This window comes from Streptomyces sp. AC555_RSS877, from assembly GCF_019049245.1.
Taxonomy (GTDB): Bacteria; Actinomycetota; Actinomycetes; order Streptomycetales; family Streptomycetaceae; genus Streptomyces.
Genome location: NZ_JAGMUK010000060.1, coordinates 154,922 through 174,551, shown reverse-complemented (window position 1 = coordinate 174,551; position 19,630 = coordinate 154,922). Strand labels below are relative to the sequence as shown.

The 19,630-nt window shown below is 71.3% G+C and carries 17 protein-coding genes and 1 tRNA gene; 13 read left to right on the top strand and 5 right to left on the bottom strand.

Going from position 1 to position 19,630, the window contains the following annotated elements:
- A complete protein-coding gene (locus KUM49_RS27545; protein WP_217239655.1) occupies positions 1–2,412 on the bottom strand; it encodes an SCO7613 C-terminal domain-containing membrane protein in 2,412 nt (803 codons plus the stop codon).
- Positions 2,413–2,478: 66 nt separating this feature from the next.
- Here KUM49_RS27545 and KUM49_RS27540 point away from each other — a divergent pair, with 66 nt between their 5' ends.
- Both KUM49_RS27540 and KUM49_RS27535 read left to right on the top strand, forming a co-directional pair.
- The gene (locus tag KUM49_RS27540; RefSeq protein ID WP_217239654.1) at positions 2,479–2,925 is read left to right on the top strand and encodes an SRPBCC family protein; all 447 of its coding nucleotides are present in this window, start codon (positions 2,479–2,481) and stop codon (positions 2,923–2,925) included.
- A 39-nt stretch (positions 2,926–2,964) separates the two neighbouring features.
- Positions 2,965–3,036, top strand: a tRNA-Val gene (locus tag KUM49_RS27535).
- A 69-nt stretch (positions 3,037–3,105) separates the two neighbouring features.
- Here KUM49_RS27535 and KUM49_RS27530 read toward each other — a convergent pair.
- Positions 3,106–3,834, bottom strand: coding sequence for a 3'-5' exonuclease (locus KUM49_RS27530; RefSeq protein WP_217239653.1), 729 nt, complete (start codon positions 3,832–3,834; stop codon positions 3,106–3,108).
- Positions 3,835–4,026: 192 nt separating this feature from the next.
- Here KUM49_RS27530 and KUM49_RS27525 point away from each other — a divergent pair, with 192 nt between their 5' ends.
- The 3 genes from KUM49_RS27525 (at position 4,027) to thrS (ending at position 7,889) form a co-directional block, all read left to right on the top strand.
- On the top strand, positions 4,027–4,593 hold the full coding sequence (locus tag KUM49_RS27525) for a DUF4365 domain-containing protein (protein WP_217239652.1): 567 nt from the start codon (positions 4,027–4,029) through the stop codon (positions 4,591–4,593).
- Complete coding sequence (locus KUM49_RS27520) at positions 4,590–5,822, top strand: hypothetical protein (RefSeq protein WP_217239651.1); 1,233 nt, start codon at positions 4,590–4,592, stop codon at positions 5,820–5,822. The genes KUM49_RS27525 and KUM49_RS27520 overlap by 4 nt, the downstream gene beginning before the upstream one ends.
- Positions 5,823–5,912: 90 nt before the next feature.
- A complete protein-coding gene (thrS, locus tag KUM49_RS27515) occupies positions 5,913–7,889 on the top strand; it encodes a threonine--tRNA ligase (RefSeq protein WP_217239650.1) in 1,977 nt (658 codons plus the stop codon).
- Between the two features lie 28 nt (positions 7,890–7,917).
- On the opposite strand, the gene KUM49_RS27510 is transcribed toward thrS, so the two are convergent.
- On the bottom strand, positions 7,918–8,574 hold the full coding sequence (locus tag KUM49_RS27510) for a potassium channel family protein (RefSeq protein ID WP_254401886.1): 657 nt from the start codon (positions 8,572–8,574) through the stop codon (positions 7,918–7,920).
- Positions 8,575–8,670: 96 nt separating this feature from the next.
- Here KUM49_RS27510 and KUM49_RS27505 point away from each other — a divergent pair, with 96 nt between their 5' ends.
- Complete coding sequence (locus KUM49_RS27505) at positions 8,671–9,219, top strand: HIT domain-containing protein (protein ID WP_254401846.1); 549 nt, start codon at positions 8,671–8,673, stop codon at positions 9,217–9,219.
- Positions 9,220–9,266: 47 nt separating this feature from the next.
- On the opposite strand, the gene KUM49_RS27500 is transcribed toward KUM49_RS27505, so the two are convergent.
- Together KUM49_RS27500 and KUM49_RS27495 are read right to left on the bottom strand one after the other, a co-directional pair.
- Positions 9,267–10,928 (bottom strand): hypothetical protein, encoded by a 1,662-nt coding sequence (locus KUM49_RS27500; protein ID WP_217239647.1) that lies wholly within the window; start codon positions 10,926–10,928, stop codon positions 9,267–9,269.
- A 228-nt stretch (positions 10,929–11,156) separates the two neighbouring features.
- Entirely contained in the window at positions 11,157–13,364 is a 2,208-nt protein-coding gene (locus KUM49_RS27495; RefSeq protein WP_217239646.1) for an elongation factor G-like protein EF-G2, read from the bottom strand.
- Positions 13,365–13,611: 247 nt separating this feature from the next.
- Here KUM49_RS27495 and pgsA point away from each other — a divergent pair, with 247 nt between their 5' ends.
- The 7 genes from pgsA to KUM49_RS27460 all read left to right on the top strand — a co-directional run bounded on the left by pgsA (position 13,612) and on the right by KUM49_RS27460 (position 19,628).
- Complete coding sequence (gene pgsA, locus KUM49_RS27490; protein ID WP_217239645.1) at positions 13,612–14,340, top strand: phosphatidylinositol phosphate synthase; 729 nt, start codon at positions 13,612–13,614, stop codon at positions 14,338–14,340.
- Complete coding sequence (locus KUM49_RS27485) at positions 14,337–15,257, top strand: phosphatidylinositol mannoside acyltransferase (RefSeq protein ID WP_217239644.1); 921 nt, start codon at positions 14,337–14,339, stop codon at positions 15,255–15,257. The genes pgsA and KUM49_RS27485 overlap by 4 nt, the downstream gene beginning before the upstream one ends.
- On the top strand, positions 15,254–16,423 hold the full coding sequence (locus KUM49_RS27480) for a glycosyltransferase family 4 protein (protein WP_217239643.1): 1,170 nt from the start codon (positions 15,254–15,256) through the stop codon (positions 16,421–16,423). Before KUM49_RS27485 ends, KUM49_RS27480 begins: the two co-directional genes overlap by 4 nt.
- A gap of 168 nt (positions 16,424–16,591) precedes the next feature.
- Positions 16,592–17,134 (top strand): hypothetical protein, encoded by a 543-nt coding sequence (locus KUM49_RS27475; RefSeq protein ID WP_217239642.1) that lies wholly within the window; start codon positions 16,592–16,594, stop codon positions 17,132–17,134.
- A gap of 148 nt (positions 17,135–17,282) precedes the next feature.
- Positions 17,283–18,194 carry a pyridoxal 5'-phosphate synthase lyase subunit PdxS gene (gene pdxS / locus KUM49_RS27470; protein ID WP_217239641.1) on the top strand — a complete coding sequence of 304 codons (912 nt, stop codon included), beginning with the start codon at positions 17,283–17,285 and terminating at the stop codon, positions 18,192–18,194.
- Positions 18,195–18,219: 25 nt separating this feature from the next.
- Positions 18,220–18,828: a pyridoxal 5'-phosphate synthase glutaminase subunit PdxT gene (gene pdxT / locus KUM49_RS27465; RefSeq protein ID WP_217239640.1), complete on the top strand. Its 609-nt coding sequence runs from the start codon at positions 18,220–18,222 to the stop codon at positions 18,826–18,828.
- A gap of 47 nt (positions 18,829–18,875) precedes the next feature.
- Positions 18,876–19,628: a YebC/PmpR family DNA-binding transcriptional regulator gene (locus KUM49_RS27460; RefSeq protein WP_057614183.1), complete on the top strand. Its 753-nt coding sequence runs from the start codon at positions 18,876–18,878 to the stop codon at positions 19,626–19,628.
- The last annotated feature ends 2 nt before the right edge of the window (positions 19,629–19,630 follow it).

The window sequence follows — 19,630 nt, the reverse complement described above, 5'->3', positions numbered from 1 at the left end:
CTAGTTCATCTTCCCCAGGACCTCCCGCACCCGCCGGACATCACGCAGTCGCTGCTCGTACGTCGCCCCGAGTGCGAGCAGCAGCAGCCCGGCGAGGGCGGGAGGCACCCAGCGGGGGAGTGCGTCGGTGACCTGGACGAGGTAGGGCGCGAGCTCGTGCAGCGCGTCCAGGGCCAGTACCCAGCCGCCGAGCAGGAGCGGGGCCTGGAGGTGGTGCCGGGCGCCCAGCAGGGTGACCAGCAGGGCCGCGACGCCCAGCAGCAGGGGGCGCGTCCAGTGGGCGTCGCCCCAGGCCGCGACGAGGCTCGGCAGGAGCGTGGCGGCGAGTCCGGGGCCGTACGCCGTCCAGGAGGACGCCCGCGGATCGCGGCGCCGGCGCAGGGCGCCGACCAGCAGCGCCGGGACGGTGACCGGGAGGGTGTACGCCTCCGGGGTTCCGACGTCCCAGGCTGCCAGCCGGACCCAGGCCGCCAGCACGAAGAGGGCGGTGGCCGCGTAGCCGAGGGCGTGGCGGTCCGGGCGTACGGCCGTGCCGGCGGTGATCACCGCGCACAGGGCCAGGACCAGGGCGAGCAGCGGCGGGTCGGTGAGGGCGAGGGCCATGGCGAGCAGACCGGCGGCGGCGCCCGCCACCTCGACCGGCACGGTCGCCGAGGAACCGCCGAGCCGTGCCGCGAGCAGGGCCGCGACCGCGGGCACCGCGAGCACGAGCAGAGCGGTGTGCGAGGCCGGCCGCCCCGCGGCGGCACCGGTCGCGCAGGCGAGAGCGGCGGCGTACGCGAGTGCGGCCGGGGCCGTCACGGGGGCGAGGCGCGACCGCCACGAGGCCGCCGCGAACAGCGCCGTCAGAGCGGAGAGCACGGTCAGGGTCGCGGTCTGCGTGGCGAGGGAGAGGCAGGCGAGGCTGAGAGAGGTGGCCGATGCGAGAACGAGGGCCGTGAGATGCGTGAGCCGGTGCTCGGACGGGGCGCGGAGCGCGTACGCCGCCACCGCGAGCGCTCCGGCGGTCGTGAGGCCCGCGACCGACAGGCCGACGGCGTAGGGCAGTTCCAGGACCGGCGCCAGGGTGAGCACGGTGGCCCAGGCCAGCCCCACCGCACCGGCCAGGGCTCGCGGGCGCCAGGCCGTGTCACGGACCGCCAGGACGAGCACGGCCGCGACGGCCACCAGCACGAGCGGGACCGTCGCCGCGTGCGGCGGCCAGGGCGTGTCGACCGTCACCGCGGCACGCGCGTCCGGAGGAGCGCCGGTCCATGTGTGCCCCGACCAGCCGGCCGGACCCAGCAACGTGACCACGAGGACCGGCAGCGCCCACAGCACGGCGAGTGCCTGCACGGTGCCCGAGGCCCATACGAGGCCGCCTCGCACCGCCTCCGGGAGCCGTCCGGCCCGCACCGCCGCCAGCAGGGCGATCCCGCAGGCCAGATGGACCGGGACCGTCCATGCCTCGGCGAGCGCGGGGCGCACCGCACCGCCGAGCGCGGCGACGGTGAGCAGTCCGGCGGTGACGGCGAGACCGAGGGCTCGCTTCTCGCCCTCGCTCCGCCACGCCGCGACCAGCCCGATCGTCGCCGCGAGGAGGAGGAGGGCCGCCGCACGGGCTGCGGCGCTCGCGCCGCTGGCCGTCAAGGACAGCCAGCCGGCGGCCATCACGCCCCAGGCGCCCGTGCCGTACGCCCCGACGGCGGCGGCGATCCGTACGGACGCGGCCGGCGCCCGCAGCGCCACGGCCGTGTCGAACGCGGCGGTCAGCAGGAGCGCGGCCGTGATCCCGTGGGGACCGGCGTCGGCAGCCACCGACCAGAGGAGCAGCGGGAGTTGGGCCGGGGCCAGGGCGGCAGGGAAGGGCAGACGCAGAGCGGCGGTCGCCGGCAGCAGACCGTACGCGGCCCACAGCACCGCGAGCACGGCCGACGCGACGGCCGTGTACCCGGTGCCGTCCACCTCCGCGAGGGCGACCTCGTGCAGCGCGTACGCGTCGAGCACCGTCAGCGCGAGCCCGAGGCCCGCCACCGACTCGGCCGTCGAACGCAGGCCCCGCTTCAGGAGCGGCACCGGCGCCGCGAGCGCGGCCAGCGTGACCGCACCGAGCACCACGGCCCGCCCGGCGATGCCCAGATGACCCCAGCTGACCAGCGTGAACACCATCGCAGCGATGGTGAGCAGGATGCCGCCGAGCAGGAGCAGCACGTTCTGGACACGCGGTGCGGGAGCCTCGGGGCGGGGCGGCGCGACAGGCGCGGGCGGTGGAGCGTGGTGCAGGGCCGCGACCAGCCACGCACGACGGGTCAGCAACTGGGCCCGGCGGGCGTCCAAGTGCCACAGCTCGGCATCGAGGAGCCGCAACTCCTCGGCCGGGGGCGGAATGTGCGTCATGCCGTCGAGTGTGGTCCGCGTCACGCCGTACGCCATGAGTGCGGGTACTCAGGACGTACTCAAATACGCCTCACGGTGCCTGCGTACGGGCAGACTCCGCTCATGGACTGGACCCACTACCGCTTCCACAGCCGCTGGCACCTGCCCGCGGCGCCCGCCGTCGTGTACCGCGCACTCGAGCAGGTCGAGGAGTATCCACACTGGTGGCGCCAGGTGCGCGAGGTGAGCCGGACCGACGGCACGACCGCCGTCGTCCGTATCCGCTCCCTGCTGCCGTACGGCCTGACCTTCACCGCCCGCGAGGTGCGGCGCGACCCGGGGGCGGGGGTCCTGGAGATCGCCGTGTCCGGGGACATCGACGGCTGGGCGCGCTGGACGATCACCGCGGACGGCACGGGCAGCCTGGCCCGCTACGAGCAGGAGGTCCACGTGAACAAGCCGCTCCTGCGGCGGCTGGCCGTACCGGGACGGCCGGTGTTCCGCGCCAACCACCGGCTGATGATGCGGGCCGGGCGGCGAGGTCTCGCCGGCCACCTGGAAGCGGTTTGAAGGAAAGGCGCGGGGACCTGTATTGTTCAGTGCGTTCCCGGGCGATTAGCTCAGTGGGAGAGCGCTTCGTTCACACCGAAGAGGTCACTGGTTCGAACCCAGTATCGCCCACCGGGAAAGGCCGGTCCGTCCCAGACGGACCGGCTTTTTGCTGCCCCTATGCGTCCCCTTCGCGTCCCCCTACGCTGCCGCCGCCGGCAGGCCCGGACGCAGTGGCCACGCCGGGTCCACCGCCTCCTCCGTGCCGCTGCGCGCGAACCACGCCTGCAGACCGCGCGCCTGCCCCGCGTGCCACACCGCCTGCAGGGTGTGCAGTTCGGCGGGGCTCAGCCGCTCCAGCCGGACCGCGAACCGGCGCCCCACCGCTCGGACGACGTCCAGCGCGGCCAGTGCGTCGGCGCCCGCGTCGTGCGCGCCCTCCAGTTCGACGCCGTAGTGCGCGCACAGGTCGGTGAGGGTGCGGCGGCCCTTGCGGTAGCGGTCCAGATGCTTGTCGAGGACCCGCGGATCCAGCACCAGCAAGGGCGAGGACTCGAACCAGCGGTCCAGGGACGAGGCGCGATGACGGCGCAACTCCCGGTCCAGCAGCGTCAGATCGAACGGCGCGTTCATCACCACCAGCGGCCGGCCCGCCGCGGCCTGCTCGGCCAGCGCCTCGGCTATCTCGTACATCACCGGAGCCGGCCAGCGGCCGTTGCGCTGCAAATGCTCCTCCGTCAGCCCGTGCACCTCCGTCGCCCCGGCGGGCACCGCCACACCCGGGTTCACCAGCCACCGGGTCACCCGCGGCCGGGTGCCCGGGGCGTCCTGGACGGCGACGGCGGCCGACACGATCCGATCGGTCTCGACGTCGACACCCGTGGTCTCCGTGTCGAAAGCGGCCAGGGGCCCTTCGTACCAGCACGTCATACCTACTCAACCCCTCGTTCACCCACGGCAGCTGACGCCCCGTCGTCTGCCCCGTTTGGTGATACCCGGGCTGTTTGCGCCGTACGCCGGAAGGACACAACAGGAGTACGGGTCTTTGCAGTTCAACGACCCTACGCGGGATTCACTCGGCCCAGGTGTGGGCATATCACTTGGCTTGGAAGGCTGTTCGTCATGGCGATAGCCCAGCCCGAGCGGGGCGGGCTGCTGCCCGAACGCACCGGCCCCCAACGCGGCACACTCGCCACCACCGCCTGCATGGAGACCTTGCAGGTGGGCTACCTGCACGCGGTCGCGGCGGCCGCCGGCTGCTCGCTGTCCCAGCCGTTCCCGGACAACGGCATCGACTGGCACGTCAGCCACGGCTCACCCGGGCACACCGTCGACGACGAGGTGACCATCAAGGTGCAGCTGAAATGCACCTACCAGGTCCCGCCGAATCCCCCCGGCCGCACCTTCTCCTTCACGCTCGACAACGACCATCTGCGCAAGCTCGCCCGCACTCCGGTCTCGGTCCACAAGATCCTGGTCGTGATGCTCGTGCCGAGATCCCAGGACGACTGGCTGCGCGCCAGCCACGACCGGCTGGACCTCAGGCACTGCTGCTACTGGGTCAACCTCGCCGGTCACGCCATCACCGGCCGGAACCGGACCACCGTGCGGATACCGACCTCGCGCATCTTCGACGACCGGGCGCTCTGCGAGATCATGACGCGCGTCGGGACGGGAGGCAGACCATGACGCACCGCCCGACGGAAGAGCCACTGCGGCTCGTACGACCACACCCCGTCGGCCAGACCGCCGCCTGGAGGCGTCCCCCCGAGCCCGGCGAGGTCGACCCCGGCGTACTCGGCGCCCTGCTGCGCCGGCACGGCTGGCAGCGGCGCGGGGGAGCGGCCGGACGCTACGGCCGCTGGACCCCGCCCGGGCCGGGCGCCGGCGGCACGAGCCTGCTCGTGCCCGAGAGCCGGGCCTTCCCCGACAGCGAGGACCTGCTCGCCGAGGCGCTGCTCGCGCTGTCCCGCAGCGGCACACCCTCCGCGCGCGAGGTGCTGGTCTCCCTCGCCGTGCCCAGCGACGAGATCCGCTGGCGGCGCGACGTACCGACCGGTCCGGCCGGAACCGTCCCCTGGACGGTCGAGGAACAGCTGCGTTCGGCCGCCCGCCAGACGCTGCTCGCCGGAGCACTCGCCACCCGCGCGCGGGCGGGCTACTACGGCGCCCGCTACCGCCGCTCCGCCGCCGCGGTCCTGGAGAACGTCCTCGTAGGATCCGCCGCCGGCGGCCGCCGCCTGACCGCCTTCGTGCCCGTCGGCACCGGCCGCCCGCTCGCCGTACGCCTGCATCAGGCCCTGTACGCCGCCCGCGAGGCCATCGACTACCAGCGGGCCACCGGCGGCATGGACGCCTTCGACGGCGCCGTCGCGGCGGGCGTCAGCCGCGAGCTCACCGAGGCCCTGATCGCCCTCGTGCGCGGTACGGAGGGGGCGCGCATCGGCGTGGAGTGGGCACCGGCCGCCGGTGTACCCGAAGGATGCGCGGCGCCCGCCGAGGCCGTCGAGTTCTCGCCCGGGGACCTGCCCGTGCTGCGTGAGGCCGGCGCCCGCTATCTGCGCGAGGAGCCCTCCATGCCGGTCAGGATCACCGGGGCGGTGGTCCGGATGCGCAGATCGGGGCCGCGCGGGGAGGGATCGGTACGGCTGCGGGTGATCGCCGGCGCCGACATCCCGCACATACGACTGACACTGGACGAGGAGTCCTACCGGATCGCCGGGCACGCGCACCTCGTCGGACTGCCGGTGCGGGTGCACGGGCGGCTGGAGAGCAGGGGCGGCTTCAGGCGCCTCACGGACGCCTCCGGGGTCGAACCGGTGCAGGTGGACGAGGCCGAGCGGGACCGGCTGATGAAGTCGCTCCAGGAGACCGCGGAGATCACGGCCTTCTTCGAGGAGGCCTGCGGCGGGGACTGATTTCGCGGAGGGCGCGCCCGGGTCGGTACGATCCCCTATTGCGCGCGCTCTCGGTATGGCGCCGCATCCGCCTTCAGTCAGGAGAGACCGGTGTCAGACGTCCGTGTGATCATCCATCGCGATTCCGAGCGGGAAGAGCGCGTGGTGACGACGGGCACCACGGCCGCCGAGCTCTTCGCCGGCGAGCGTTCGATCATCGCCGCGCGCGTGGGCGGCGAGCTGAAGGACCTGTCGTACGTCCTGTCCGAGGGCGAGGAGGTCGAGGGCGTCCAGATCTCCTCCGAGGACGGCCTGAACATCCTGCGCCACTCCACCGCGCACGTCATGGCGCAGGCCGTGCAGGAGCTCTTCCCCGAGGCGAAGCTGGGCATCGGCCCGCCGGTCAAGGACGGCTTCTACTACGACTTCGACGTCGAGAAGCCGTTCACGCCCGAGGATCTCAAGGCCGTCGAGAAGAAGATGCAGGAGATCCAGAAGCGGGGGCAGAAGTTCTCCCGCCGTGTGGTCACCGACGAGGCGGCCCGCGAGGAGCTGGCGTCCGAGCCGTACAAGCTGGAACTGATCGGCATCAAGGGCTCCGCCTCCACGGACGACGGCGCGGACGTCGAGGTCGGCGCGGGCGAGCTGACGATCTACGACAACCTGGACGCCAAGACCGGTGACCTGTGCTGGAAGGACCTGTGCCGCGGTCCCCACCTGCCCACCACCCGGAACATCCCGGCGTTCAAGCTGATGCGCAACGCGGCCGCCTACTGGCGCGGCAGCGAGAAGAACCCGATGCTCCAGCGCATCTACGGCACCGCCTGGCCGACCAAGGACGAGCTGAAGGCGCACCTCGACTTCCTCGCCGAGGCGGAGAAGCGCGACCACCGCAAGCTGGGCTCCGAGCTCGACCTGTTCTCGATCCCCGAGCAGATCGGCTCCGGCCTGGCCGTGTTCCACCCCAAGGGCGGCATCATCCGCCGGGTCATGGAGGACTACTCGCGCCGCCGTCACGAGGAGGAGGGCTACGAGTTCGTCTACACCCCGCACGCGACGAAGGGGAAGCTCTTCGAGACCTCGGGCCACCTGGACTGGTACGCCGACGGCATGTACCCGCCCATGCAGCTCGACGAGGGCGTGGACTACTACCTCAAGCCCATGAACTGCCCGATGCACAACCTGATCTTCGACGCGCGCGGCCGCTCCTACCGTGAACTGCCGCTGCGCCTCTTCGAGTTCGGGACCGTGTACCGGTACGAGAAGTCGGGCGTCGTGCACGGCCTGACCCGTGCCCGCGGCTTCACCCAGGACGACGCGCACATCTACTGCACGCGCGAGCAGATGTCCGAGGAGCTCGACAAGACGCTCACCTTCGTCCTCGGCCTGCTGCGGGACTACGGTCTGACCGACTTCTACCTGGAGCTGTCGACCAAGGACCCGGAGAAGTTCGTCGGCTCCGACGAGGCCTGGGACGAGGCCACGGAGACGCTGCGCCAGGTCGCCGAGAAGCAGGGCCTGCCCCTGGTCCCCGACCCGGGCGGCGCCGCCTTCTACGGCCCGAAGATCTCCGTCCAGACCAAGGACGCCATCGGCCGCACCTGGCAGATGTCGACGATCCAGCTCGACTTCAACCTGCCGGAGCGCTTCGAGCTGGAGTACACCTCCCCCGACGGCTCCAAGCAGCGCCCGGTCATGATCCACCGAGCGCTCTTCGGTTCCATCGAGCGGTTCTTCGCGGTGCTCCTGGAGCACTACGCGGGTGCCTTCCCGGCGTGGCTGGCCCCGGTCCAGGCGGTCGGCATCCCGATCGGCGACGCGCATGTCGAGTACCTGGAGAAGTTCGCCGCGGCGGCCAAGAAGAAGGGGCTGCGGGTCGAGGTCGACTCCTCCTCCGACCGTATGCAGAAGAAGATCCGCAACGCCCAGAAGCAGAAGGTGCCCTTCATGGTCATCGCGGGCGACGAGGACATGGCGGCCGGCTCGGTGTCCTTCCGCTACCGCGACGGCTCGCAGGAGAACGGCATCCCGTTCGACGAGGCCATCGCGAAGATCGGGAAGGTCGTCGAGGAGCGGGCGCAGATCTGATCCGTCGCAGATGAGGCCCCCGGCGCGTTCATCCCGTCGGGGGCCTCTCGTCGTCCTCGCTCGAGAAGACCTGGAGCAGCCACGAGGCGAAGGTCCCGGTCACGGCGCCGAGCAGGGCCATCCCGATGCCCATCATCCCGACCGCGATCAGGCGTCCGACCGGCGTGACGGGGACGACGTCGCCGTAGCCGACGGTGGCGAGGGTGGCGCAGGTCCACCACACGGCGTCCCCGAAGGTCAGGATGCTCGCGTCCGGTGCTCCGTGCTCCTGCTGGTAGACGGCGAGGGCACCGGTGAAGCCGAGGAGGACGGTCGACAGCCCGGCGTAGGCGATCACGCGCGCGTGCAGCGCCAGCCGGGGCTTCCCGTGCCGCCGCTGCACGGCCTCGTACACCTGGACGACCCGCAGCGGCCGCAGCAGCGGCAGGACCAGCACCACGGTGGCCAGCCAGTGCGTCCGTACGAAGCGCAGGCGCTGCCCGCTCAGCCGCCAGCGCACCGCGTAGTCGACGGCGAACAGCGCCCAGGCGGCCACGGTCAGCGCGAGGCACAGGCCGAGCAGGCCGTCGGGGAGGCCGTCGACGAGCACGCGGATCGCGTACGAGGTGAGGAAGACCAGCGAGGCCACGGCGAGCGGGACCTCCGTGCGCCGCTCCCAGCGGGCCGAGGGGCTGTCGTCGCCCAGCGCATGCGCATCGTTCACCGGCCCAGCTTGGCCCGGGACGCTTTTCCCACAACCCGCCGACACGGCGCGAACGGGCGAAGTCATATGCTGCACTGCATGACGAGTGAGCCGGAGCAGCAGTGGGGCGTGGGGACCCGGGACGCGTTCCAGCGTCTGTGGACGCCCCATCGGATGGCCTACATCCAGGGTGAGAACAAGCCGACCGGCCCGGGCGCCGAAGACGGCTGCCCCTTCTGCTCGATCCCGGCCAAGTCCGACGAGGACGGGCTGATCGTCAGGCGCGGTGAGCAGGTCTACGCGGTGCTGAACCTGTACCCGTACAACGGCGGCCACCTGATGGTCGTGCCCTACCGCCACGTCGCCGACTACACGGACCTCACGGACGCCGAGACGGCCGAGCTGGGCGCGCTGACCAAGCAGGCCATGACGGCTCTGCGCACCGCGTCCGGAGCACAGGGCTTCAACATCGGCATGAATCAGGGCTCGGTGGCCGGCGCCGGCATCGCGGCCCACCTGCACCAGCACATCGTCCCGCGCTGGGGCGGCGACACGAACTTCATGCCCGTGGTCGGACACACGAGGGTGCTGCCGCAGCTGCTCGCGGACACCCGGAAGATGCTGGCGGAGGCCTGGCCGACGGCCTGACCCCCCCCGGGCGGGGGTGGGGGAGCCGTGAGCACGGCCCCCCACGCCTACGCGTCGTACACGTCGGCCTTCCGCGGTGTCGGGTCCTGCACCGCCGTGCTGAGGAACGCCGACCGGTTGCCGAACTTCTCCGTGTCCACGCCGTTCTCCTCCAGGACCCGGATCGCCGCGGCGTGCACCACCCGCAGCACCGGCGTGGCCGCGCGCAGCGCGTCGTCGGCCATGAAGCGGTGCCGCCACGGCTTGTCCGCCCAGGCGTGCCGCAGTCCGAAGGGCTCGGGGAGGGTCAGCGCGCCGCCGAGCCAGTTCAGCAGCGGCGGATACCTGGTCAAGGGCGCCCGGGCGGCGAGGCGTACCACCTCGTCCGCGTCGACCAGCGGGAGCTTCACCTTCCGGGTCTCCCAGAACTTGACCTGCTTGGCGACTTCCTTCTCCTTGGCCTCCGGCTTCGTGGTGAACAGCGAGTGCACCGGGCCCAGCGCGTGGCCGGTCACCTCGATGCGCAGCGTCTCGTGCAGCACGGTCACGGTGATCATCATGGTGATGACGAGCTGTCCGTCCCACAGCGTCCACTGCACGCCCAGGTAGTGCCGGTCGCCCGCGCCGAACTGCTGCTTGTTGCAGATGTCCTGTATGGCGTGCGGCTTGACCTGGTACGCGCTCACGTCCGTGCCCTCGGGCCGGGAGACCGCCTTCGCGTTCTCCCCCACCGGGGTGACGACCCAGTGCCGTACGGACGCTTTCGGGAAGCCGCCGGTGTTCAGCGTGTTCCGCTCCAGCATGCGCAGTTTGTCGTGGATGGACCGTATGACGTCCCAGCTGCGGAAGGGGTGGATCTCCCGGTCCGGATGGCGTGAGACCAGGTCCTCGGCGAGCTGCCAGCTGCCCCAGCGGGTGCCCATGCCGAGTATGCCCTTGGGCCCGGCGTAGAACACGGAGTTGGACTGCTGCTCGGCGCTCAGCTGGGCGAGGGACTGGCGCAGTTGCTCGGCAGCGGTCTCGCGGGGGCTGCTCGGCACCGCCTCGGGGACCTTCGCCCCGACGCTGCTGCCGGAGAGCAGGCTGTTCCAGCGCTCCCGCAGGTCCCTGGCCGTCCGCTCGCAGATCTGCTTGGCCCAGAACCAGCCCACCACCGGCATCACGATCGCCGCGCGTGCGTACCACGCCCAGAACCCGTCGAACGGCGTGCGCACCAGGAAGATCACGGCGAGCGCGCCCACTCCGACGAGCAGGGTGGTGGCGAGCGCTCCGGCCTGCCTGTTCTCGGTCCTCGCCACGGTGGTGCGGATCTGGAAGACCAGCAGCCAGATGAGGAGCCCGGGCAGGAACAGCACACCGCACAGCACCATGACGATGGTCAGCAGGCTGTCGCGGTCCCTGCGGATGTTGTTCGCCGCGAGACAGTGCTCGACCACGGCCTGTGGCTCGGCACCGAAGGACTGGATGAGCGGCTTGCGGCCGGCCCCCAGCATGCGGGCGATCACGGCCCCGGAGAAGGCCTCGCCCAGGTTGGGCCGGAAGATCCGCGCCCACCTGCGGCCGTCCGAGACGGTCGACTGATGCCACTCGCTGTTGGCCGCGAGGATGTCCCTCACGGGATTGTCCCGGTAGGCCGCCGAGGCCAGCGCGAACGTCGCCGTCTGTCCCTCGTCGCCCGTGCGCGGCACCTGCGGACCGAAGATGTCCGCGTAACCGCTGTCAACGGTCATTCCCGCCCCCGATCGCCGCGACTCCTGCTCATGCGGCCTTCCCGACTTCCTTGCTTCGCACACCTGTTGATCAGGTGATCAGCGTATCCGCAGGCACGGACATCCGTCGGCGGACGTACGACAACCGGTCGGCAAAGGCACAACATCCGGTCGGCGGGCGGCCGAAGCCGCCCGCCGAGGAGGAGGGGAGCCTTGCGCAAAGGTCACTTGTGGCGGGCCCGAGGCCAACTACGAGATGCTGCCCACCTTTTCACGGAGCCTTTCCGCGACCTGCGGCGGCATCGGCTCGTGGCGCGCGTAGGAGCGGCTGAAGCGTGCCGTGCCGTGGGACAGGGAGCGCAGGTCGACGGCGTACCGGCCGATCTCGAGCTCGGGGACCTCCGCCCGCACCAAGGTCCGCCCGCCGCTGGTCTGTTCCGTGCCGAGCACCCGGCCACGCCGGCCGGACAGGTCGCTCATCACGGCTCCCACGTAGTCGTCGCCGACCAGGACGGTCACCTCGGCCACCGGCTCCAGCAGATGGATCTTCGCGTCGGCCGCCGCCTCCCGCAGCGCCAGCGCGCCGGCCGTCTGGAACGCGGCGTCGGAGGAGTCCACGGAGTGCGCCTTGCCGTCCAGCAGCGTGACCCGGATGTCGAGGAGCGGATGACCGGCGGCAACTCCCTTGGCGGCCTGGGCCCTTACGCCCTTCTCGACGGACGGGATGAACTGGCGCGGCACCGCCCCGCCGACGACCTTGTCCACGAACTCGATGCCCGAGCCGCCGGGCAGCGGCTCCACCTCGATCTCGCAGATGGCGTACTGCCCATGGCCGCCGGACTGCTTCACATGACGGCCGCGGCCCGCCGACCTGACCGCGAACGTCTCCCGCAGGGAGACCTTGTGCGGGACGACGTCGACCTGGACGCCGTACCGGTTGCGCAGCCGTTCCAGCGCGACGTCGGCGTGTGCCTCGCCCAGGCACCACAGCACCACCTGGTGGGTGTCCTGGTTCTGCTCCAGCCGCATGGTCGGGTCCTCGGCGACCAGCCGGGACAGTCCCTGGGAGAGCTTGTCCTCGTCGGCCTTGCTGTGCGCCTGGATGGCGAGCGGCAGCAGCGGGTCGGGCATCTCCCACGGCTCCATGAGCAGCGGGTCGTTCTTGGCCGAGAGGGTGTCCCCGGTCTCGGCGCGGCCGAGCTTCGCCACGCACGCGAGATCACCGGCGATGCAGTGGGTGAGCACCCGCTGCTGCTTGCCGAAGGGTGCGGACAGCGCGCCGATCCGCTCGTCGGCTTCGTGGAGGGCGCGGCCCTCGTGCCCGCGGTCGGCGAGCCCGTGCCCGGAGACGTGCACGGTCTCGTCCGGGTGCAGGGTTCCGGAGAAGACCCGCACCAGCGAGACCCGGCCCACGTACGGGTCGGACGACGTCTTCACGACCTCCGCGACCAGCGGCCCGTCCGGGTCGCACAGCTTCAGTTCACGCGGCTTGCCATCGACGGTGGTGACTCTCGGTGCCTCGCGCTCCAGCGGCGTCGGAAAGCCGCGGGTGACCAGGTCGAGGAGTTCGACCGTGCCGAGCCCCTGCCGGGCGCCCCCGGCCGCGGGAGCGGCCGCCAGGACCGGGAAGAAGACCCCGCGCGCCACGGCCCGCTCCAGGTCCTCGATCAGCGTCGCGACGTCGATCACCTCGCCGGCGAGGTAGCGGTCCATGAGGGTCTCGTCCTCGCTCTCGGAGATGATCCCCTCGATCAGCCGGTTGCGGGCCTCCTCGATCAGCGGCAGCTGGTCCTCGCCCGGCTCGGACTCCTTGCGCTCCCCGGACGAGTAGTCGAACAGTTTCTGCGACAGCAGCCCGATCAGCCCGGTCACGGGCGCGTGCCCGTCCGGGGCCTGCGGGCCGTGCAACGGCAGGTACAGGGGCAGTACGGCGTCGGGGTCGTCGCCGCCGAAGGTCTCGGCGCAGAGCCGTGTCATGTCCTCGAAGTTCGCCCGGGCGGACTCCAGGTGCGTGACGACGATCGCCCGCGGCATGCCGACGGCCGCGCACTCCTCCCACACCATGCGCGTCGAGCCGTCCACCCCGTCGGAGGCCGAGACGACGAAGAGGGCCGCGTCCGCCGCTCGCAGACCGGCCCTGAGTTCTCCGACGAAGTCGGCGTATCCGGGGGTGTCGAGAAGATTGATCTTGTAACCGTTCCACTCGACGGGTACCAGGGAGAGCTGTACCGAGCGCTGCTGCCGGTGCTCGATCTCGTCGTAGTCGGAGACGGTGCCGCCGTCCTCCACGCGGCCCGCCCGGTTCACCGCTCCCGTCGTGAGGGCGAGAGCTTCCACCAATGTCGTCTTGCCCGATCCGGAGTGGCCGACCAGCACCACATTCCGTACGGACGCGGGTTGGTCGGCCGCTGTTGCCCTGCCGGCGGCTCCGGGGTGTGCGTTCGCCTTGTCACCCATGGCCTTGCCTCCCGTGCACGGTGAGGTCACTGTGGGCGCGGACATGCGGACCCTGCCCCGGACTCCGTCCGGGGACCCCCAGCGGTGGCGGCTCCGGTGACGCCCGCGATGTTCTTCGAGCTTTCCACTCCCGTCACGGTGCGTCCATACGACGGACGCGATCTGGCGGCCCACCGTCGGTCGCGGGCCGTACGGGGGATCACGGGACGTGGTGCCCGGCCGTCGCCCACGCGCGCGCGTGGCTACGATGGGCCAGCCGGTGGCCAGCAGGGGCCGCTCGGCCACACCGACCCTCGGGAAGGCCATGCTGAACAAGTACGCGCGTGCATTCTTCACGCGTGTCCTCACACCGTTCGCCGCGTTTCTCATCCGCAGGGGCGTCAGCCCCGACGCGGTGACACTCATCGGCACCGCCGGTGTGGTCACGGGGGCGCTGGTCTTCTACCCCATGGGCGAGTTCTTCTGGGGCACGGTCGTGATCACACTGTTCGTGTTCTCCGACCTCGTCGACGGAAACATGGCCCGCCAGCTCGGCCGCTCCAGCCGCTGGGGCGCCTTCCTGGACTCCACGCTGGACCGGGTCGCCGACGGCGCGATCTTCGGCGGCTTCGCCCTCTGGTACGCCGGGCACGGCGACGACAACGTGCTCTGCGCGGTCTCGATCTTCTGCCTGGCAAGCGGCCAGGTGGTGTCGTACACCAAGGCCCGGGGCGAGTCGATCGGCCTGCCGGTCGCCGTGAACGGACTCGTCGAGCGTGCCGAGCGCCTGGTGATCGCCCTCGTCCTGGCGGGGCTCGCGGGTCTGCACAAGTTCGGGGTACCCGGTATCCAGTACCTGCTGCCGATCGCCCTGTGGATCGTGGCCGTCGGCAGCCTGGTCACGCTGATCCAGCGGGTCGTCACGGTCCGCCGGGAGTCTGCCGAGGCGGAGGCCGCCGCCCAGCAGGAGACGCACGGGAGTGAGGCGGCGAAGTGAGCGCGCAGGAGCGGTTCGCCGACGCGCTGTACGGCCTCGGCTGGGGCGTGGTCAAGAAGCTCCCCGAGCCGGTCGCCGTGCGTCTGGGCCGGAGCATCGCCGACCTCGCCTGGAAACGGCGCGGCAAGGGCGTCCAGCGGCTGGAGAGCAACTACGCGCGCGTGGTGCCCGACGCCACCCCCGAGCGCCTCGCCGAGCTCTCGCGCGCGGGCATGCGCTCGTATCTGCGCTACTGGATGGAGTCCTTCCGGCTCCCCGCCTGGAGCGCGGAGCGCGTCAAGAGCAGCTTCGAGGCCAAGGACCTGCACCACCTCACCGACGGCGTCGCGGCCGGCAAGGGCGTCATCCTCGCGCTGCCGCACATGGCCAACTGGGACCTCGCCGGCGCCTGGCTCACCACCAAGCTGGGCATGCCCTTCACCACGGTCGCCGAGCGCCTCAAGCCGGAGACGCTGTACGACCGTTTCGTCGCCTACCGGGAGGGCCTCGGCATGGAGGTCCTGCCGCACAGCGGCGGCACCGCCTTCGGCACGCTGGCCCGGCGGCTGCGCGACGGCGGCGTGGTCTGCCTGGTCGCCGAACGTGACCTGTCCTCCTCCGGCGTCGAGGTCGAGTTCTTCGGCGAGGCCACCCGGATCCCGGCCGGCCCGGCGCTGCTCGCGCAGCAGACCGGCGCGCGGCTGTTGCCGGTGACGCTCTGGTACGACGACTCTCCGGTGATGCGCGGCCGGGTGCATCCCCCGATCGAGGTCCCCGGGACAGGTACGCGGGCCGAGAAGACGTCTGTCATGGCACAGGCGCTGGCCGATGCCTTCGCCACAGGGATCGCCGACCATCCGGAGGACTGGCACATGCTGCAGCGCTTGTGGCTCAAGGACCTTGATCCCGCGCGTTCTCCCGCCGGGGGGACCGCGTGAGGATCGGCATCGTCTGCCCGTACTCCTGGGATGTACCGGGTGGCGTCCAGTTCCACATCCGCGATCTCGCCGAGTACTTCATCCGCCTCGGCCACCAGGTGTCCGTCCTCGCCCCGGCCGACGACGACACCCCGCTGCCGCCGTACGTCGTCTCGGCCGGCCGCGCGGTGCCGGTGCCGTACAACGGCTCGGTGGCCCGCCTGAACTTCGGCTTCCTGTCCGCGGCCCGGGTGCGGCGCTGGCTGCACGACGGCGAGTTCGACGTCATCCACATCCACGAGCCGGCCTCGCCGTCCCTCGGCCTGCTGGCGTGCTGGGCCGCGCAGGGCCCCATCGTCGCCACCTTCCACACCTCCAACCCGCGCTCCCGGGCCATGATCGCCGCCTATTCGATCCTGCAGGCCGCCCTGGAGAAGATCAGCGCGCGGATCGCCGTGAGCGAGTACGCCCGCCGCACGCTCGTCGAACACCTCGGCGGCGACGCCGTGGTGATCCCGAACGGCGTCGACGTCGGCTTCTTCGCCCGGGCCGAACCCAAGCCCGAATGGCAGGGGGACACGATCGGCTTCGTCGGTCGCATCGACGAGCCCCGCAAGGGTCTGCCGGTGCTGATGAAGGCCCTGCCGAAGATCCTCGCCGAGCGCCCGCAGACCCGGCTGCTGGTAGCCGGGCGCGGCGACGAGAAGGAGGCCGTCGAGTCGCTGCCCGCCGAACTCCGCCCGCGCGTCGAGTTCCTCGGCATGGTCAGCGACACGGACAAAGCCCGTTTCCTGCGCAGTGTCGACCTGTACGTCGCCCCCAACACCGGCGGTGAGAGCTTCGGCATCATCCTGGTCGAGGCGATGTCGGCGGGGGCCCCGGTGCTGGCCTCGAACCTGGACGCATTCACCCAGGTGCTCGACCAGGGCGCGGCGGGCGAGCTGTTCGCCAACGAGGACGCGGACGCGCTCGCCGAGGCAGCCGTACGGCTGCTCGGGGACCCGGTACGGCTGGCCGAGCTGCGCGAGCGCGGCAGCGCGCACGTACGGCGGTTCGACTGGTCCACGGTCGGCGCGGACATCCTGTCCGTCTACGAGACGGTGACGTCCGGCGCGGCGGCGGTCGCCGCGGCGGACGACGAGCGGGCGACGGGGTTGCGGGCGCGGCTGGGGCTGGCGCGGGACTGAGCGGGGGGCATGCCTTTTCAGCGCGGGTCGGTATCACCCAGCCCGTCCGGCGTTTGAGGACGAGGCCCCTTCAGGGCCGAAGCGGGGGTCTGGGGGCGGCAGCCCCCAGCCACACCCCCACCAACGCCCCGCCAACCCCGGCGCAGCTCCCCGGTAGCCTTGCCGCCCGTGACCGCAACCCTGATCTGGATCCTCGTCGCGCTGGTCGCGATCGGCCTCTACCTGAGCTGGACGGCCGGGCGACTGGACCGGCTGCACGCCCGCATCGACGCCACCCGCGCCGGTCTCGACGCCCAACTGCTGCGCCGCGCCTCGGTGGCCCAGGAACTGGCCACCTCCGGGGTGCTCGACCCGGCCGCCTCGATCGTCCTGTACGAGGCAGCGCACGCCGCCCGGCAGGCCGAGGAGGAGCAGCGGGAGGTCGCCGAGAGCGACCTGAGCCAGGCGCTGCGGGCCGTGTTCGCCGAGACGCAGCAGGTGGAGGCGGTACGGGAGGCCCCCGGGGGAGAGCAGGCCACCCGGGAACTGACCGAGGCGGTGCGCAGGGTGCCGATGGCCCGCCGCTTCCACAACGACTCCGTACGGGCGGCCCGGGCGCTGCGCCGGCATCGCAAGGTGCGCTGGTTCCGGCTGGCGGGGCACGCGCCGTTTCCGTTGGCCTTCGAGATGGACGACGAGCCGCCCCCGGCCCTGGCGGATCGCCCTACCTAGGGCCTGCACGGCGGACAGCGCCGAGCCACTCTCACCGGCCCCTGGCCGGAAAACGATCCACCGTCTCCCCATTGGCCCTTGCTGTGGACTGGTCCCGTCCCGTTTCCTCGGTGCTGCAGATCCCTCTTTCACTTCAGCGAGGTCACCCGTGTCCAGCACGTTCCCCGACAACCAGACCCCCGAGACCGGCACCGCGCGCGTGAAGCGCGGCATGGCGGAGCAGCTCAAGGGCGGCGTGATCATGGACGTCGTCAACGCCGAGCAGGCGAAGATCGCCGAGGACGCGGGCGCCGTCGCCGTCATGGCTCTGGAGCGCGTGCCCGCCGACATCCGCAAGGACGGCGGCGTGGCCCGGATGTCCGACCCCACCATGATCGAAGAGATCATCGAGGCCGTGTCGATCCCGGTCATGGCCAAGTCCCGCATCGGTCACTTCGTCGAGGCCCAGGTCCTGCAGTCCCTCGGCGTCGACTACATCGACGAGTCCGAGGTCCTCACCCCGGCCGACGAGGTCAACCACTCCGACAAGTGGGCGTTCACGACCCCCTTCGTCTGCGGTGCCACCAACCTGGGCGAGGCCCTGCGCCGCATTGCCGAGGGCGCCGCGATGATCCGCTCCAAGGGCGAGGCCGGCACCGGCAACGTCGTCGAGGCGGTCCGTCACCTGCGCCAGATCAAGAACGAGATCGCCCGCCTGCGCGGCTACGACAACAACGAGCTGTACGCCGCCGCCAAGGACCTGCGTGCCCCGTACGAGCTCGTCAAGGAGGTCGCCGAGCTCGGCAAGCTGCCGGTCGTGCTGTTCTCCGCCGGTGGCGTCGCCACCCCCGCCGACGCCGCGCTGATGCGCCAGCTCGGCGCCGAGGGCGTCTTCGTCGGCTCGGGCATCTTCAAGTCCGGCGACCCGGCCAAGCGCGCCGCCGCCATCGTGAAGGCGACCACCTTCTACGACGACCCGAAGATCATCGCGGACGCGTCCCGCAACCTGGGCGAGGCCATGGTCGGCATCAACTGCGACACCCTCCCCGAGGCCGAGCGCTACGCCAACCGCGGCTGGTAAGTCACCCCCTGAGGACTGCACGTACATGACTGACACACCTGTCATAGGCGTCCTGGCACTCCAGGGCGACGTACGGGAGCACCTCATCGCCCTGGCCGCGGCCGACGCCGTGGCCAGGCCGGTGCGGCGCCCCGAAGAGCTCGCCGAGGTGGACGGCCTGGTCATCCCCGGCGGCGAGTCCACCACCATCTCCAAGCTGGCCGTCCTGTTCGGCGTGATGGAGTCGCTCCGCGCGCGCGTGCGGGCCGGCATGCCCGTCTACGGCACCTGTGCGGGCATGATCATGCTCGCCGACAAGATCCTCGACCCGCGCTCGGGTCAGGAGACGATCGGCGGCATCGACATGATCGTGCGCCGCAACGCCTTCGGGCGCCAGAACGAGTCCTTCGAGGCCTCGCTCGACGTGCAGGGCATCGCGGGCGATCCTGTGGAGGGCGTGTTCATCCGCGCCCCCTGGGTCGAGTCCGTCGGCGCCGAGACCGAGGTGCTCGCCGAGCACGACGGCCACATCGTCGCGGTCCGCCAGGGCAACGCGCTCGCCACGTCGTTCCACCCGGAACTGACCGGCGACCACCGCGTGCACGCCCTGTTCGTCGACATGGTGCGCGCGAACCGGACGGCGGAGTCCTTGTAGGATCTCTGCGTTCGTACGGAGTTGGGTTACGCGAAGGAGACAGGCAGATGTCCGGCCACTCTAAATGGGCTACGACGAAGCACAAGAAGGCCGTGATCGACGCCAAACGCGGCAAGCTCTTCGCGAAGCTGATCAAGAACATCGAGGTCGCGGCCCGGATGGGCGGCGTCGACATCGAGGGCAACCCGACTCTCTACGACGCCATCCAGAAGGCGAAGAAGTCGTCGGTCCCGAACAAGAACATCGACTCCGCGGTCAAGCGCGGCGGCGGTCTCGAGGCCGGCGGCGCCGACTACGAGACGATCATGTACGAGGGCTACGGTCCGAACGGCGTCGCGGTGCTCATCGAGTGCCTCACCGACAACCGCAACCGCGCCGCCTCCGACGTCCGCGTCGCCATGACCCGCAACGGCGGCTCCATGGCCGACCCGGGCTCGGTGTCGTACCTCTTCAACCGCAAGGGCGTCGTCATCGTCCCCAAGGGCGAGCTGGGCGAGGACGACGTGCTCGGTGCCGTCCTGGACGCGGGGGCCGAGGAGGTCAACGACCTCGGCGAGTCCTTCGAGGTCATCAGCGAGGCCACCGACCTGGTCGCGGTCCGCACCGCCCTCCAGGACGCCGGCATCGACTACGACTCCGCCGACGCCAACTTCGTCCCCACCATGCAGGTCGAGCTCGACGAAGAGGGCGCGAAGAAGATCTTCAAGCTGATCGACGCGCTCGAGGACAGCGACGACGTGCAGAACGTCTTCGCCAACTTCGACGTCAGCGACGAGGTCATGGAGAAGGTCGACGCGTAACG

Coding starts and splice junctions, on each gene's coding strand:
- KUM49_RS27545 (WP_217239655.1), bottom strand. CDS start 2,412: ATGGCGTACGGCGTGACGCGGACCACACTCGACGGCATGACGCACATT.
- KUM49_RS27505 (WP_254401846.1), top strand. CDS start 8,671: ATGACGAGTGAGCCGGAGCAGCAGTGGGGCGTGGGGACCCGGGACGCG.
- KUM49_RS27500 (WP_217239647.1), bottom strand. CDS start 10,928: ATGACCGTTGACAGCGGTTACGCGGACATCTTCGGTCCGCAGGTGCCG.
- pgsA (WP_217239645.1), top strand. CDS start 13,612: ATGGGCCAGCCGGTGGCCAGCAGGGGCCGCTCGGCCACACCGACCCTC.
- KUM49_RS27520 (WP_217239651.1), top strand. CDS start 4,590: ATGACGCACCGCCCGACGGAAGAGCCACTGCGGCTCGTACGACCACAC.
- pdxT (WP_217239640.1), top strand. CDS start 18,220: ATGACTGACACACCTGTCATAGGCGTCCTGGCACTCCAGGGCGACGTA.
- KUM49_RS27460 (WP_057614183.1), top strand. CDS start 18,876: ATGTCCGGCCACTCTAAATGGGCTACGACGAAGCACAAGAAGGCCGTG.
- KUM49_RS27495 (WP_217239646.1), bottom strand. CDS start 13,364: ATGGGTGACAAGGCGAACGCACACCCCGGAGCCGCCGGCAGGGCAACA.
- KUM49_RS27530 (WP_217239653.1), bottom strand. CDS start 3,834: ATGACGTGCTGGTACGAAGGGCCCCTGGCCGCTTTCGACACGGAGACC.
- KUM49_RS27525 (WP_217239652.1), top strand. CDS start 4,027: ATGGCGATAGCCCAGCCCGAGCGGGGCGGGCTGCTGCCCGAACGCACC.
- KUM49_RS27540 (WP_217239654.1), top strand. CDS start 2,479: ATGGACTGGACCCACTACCGCTTCCACAGCCGCTGGCACCTGCCCGCG.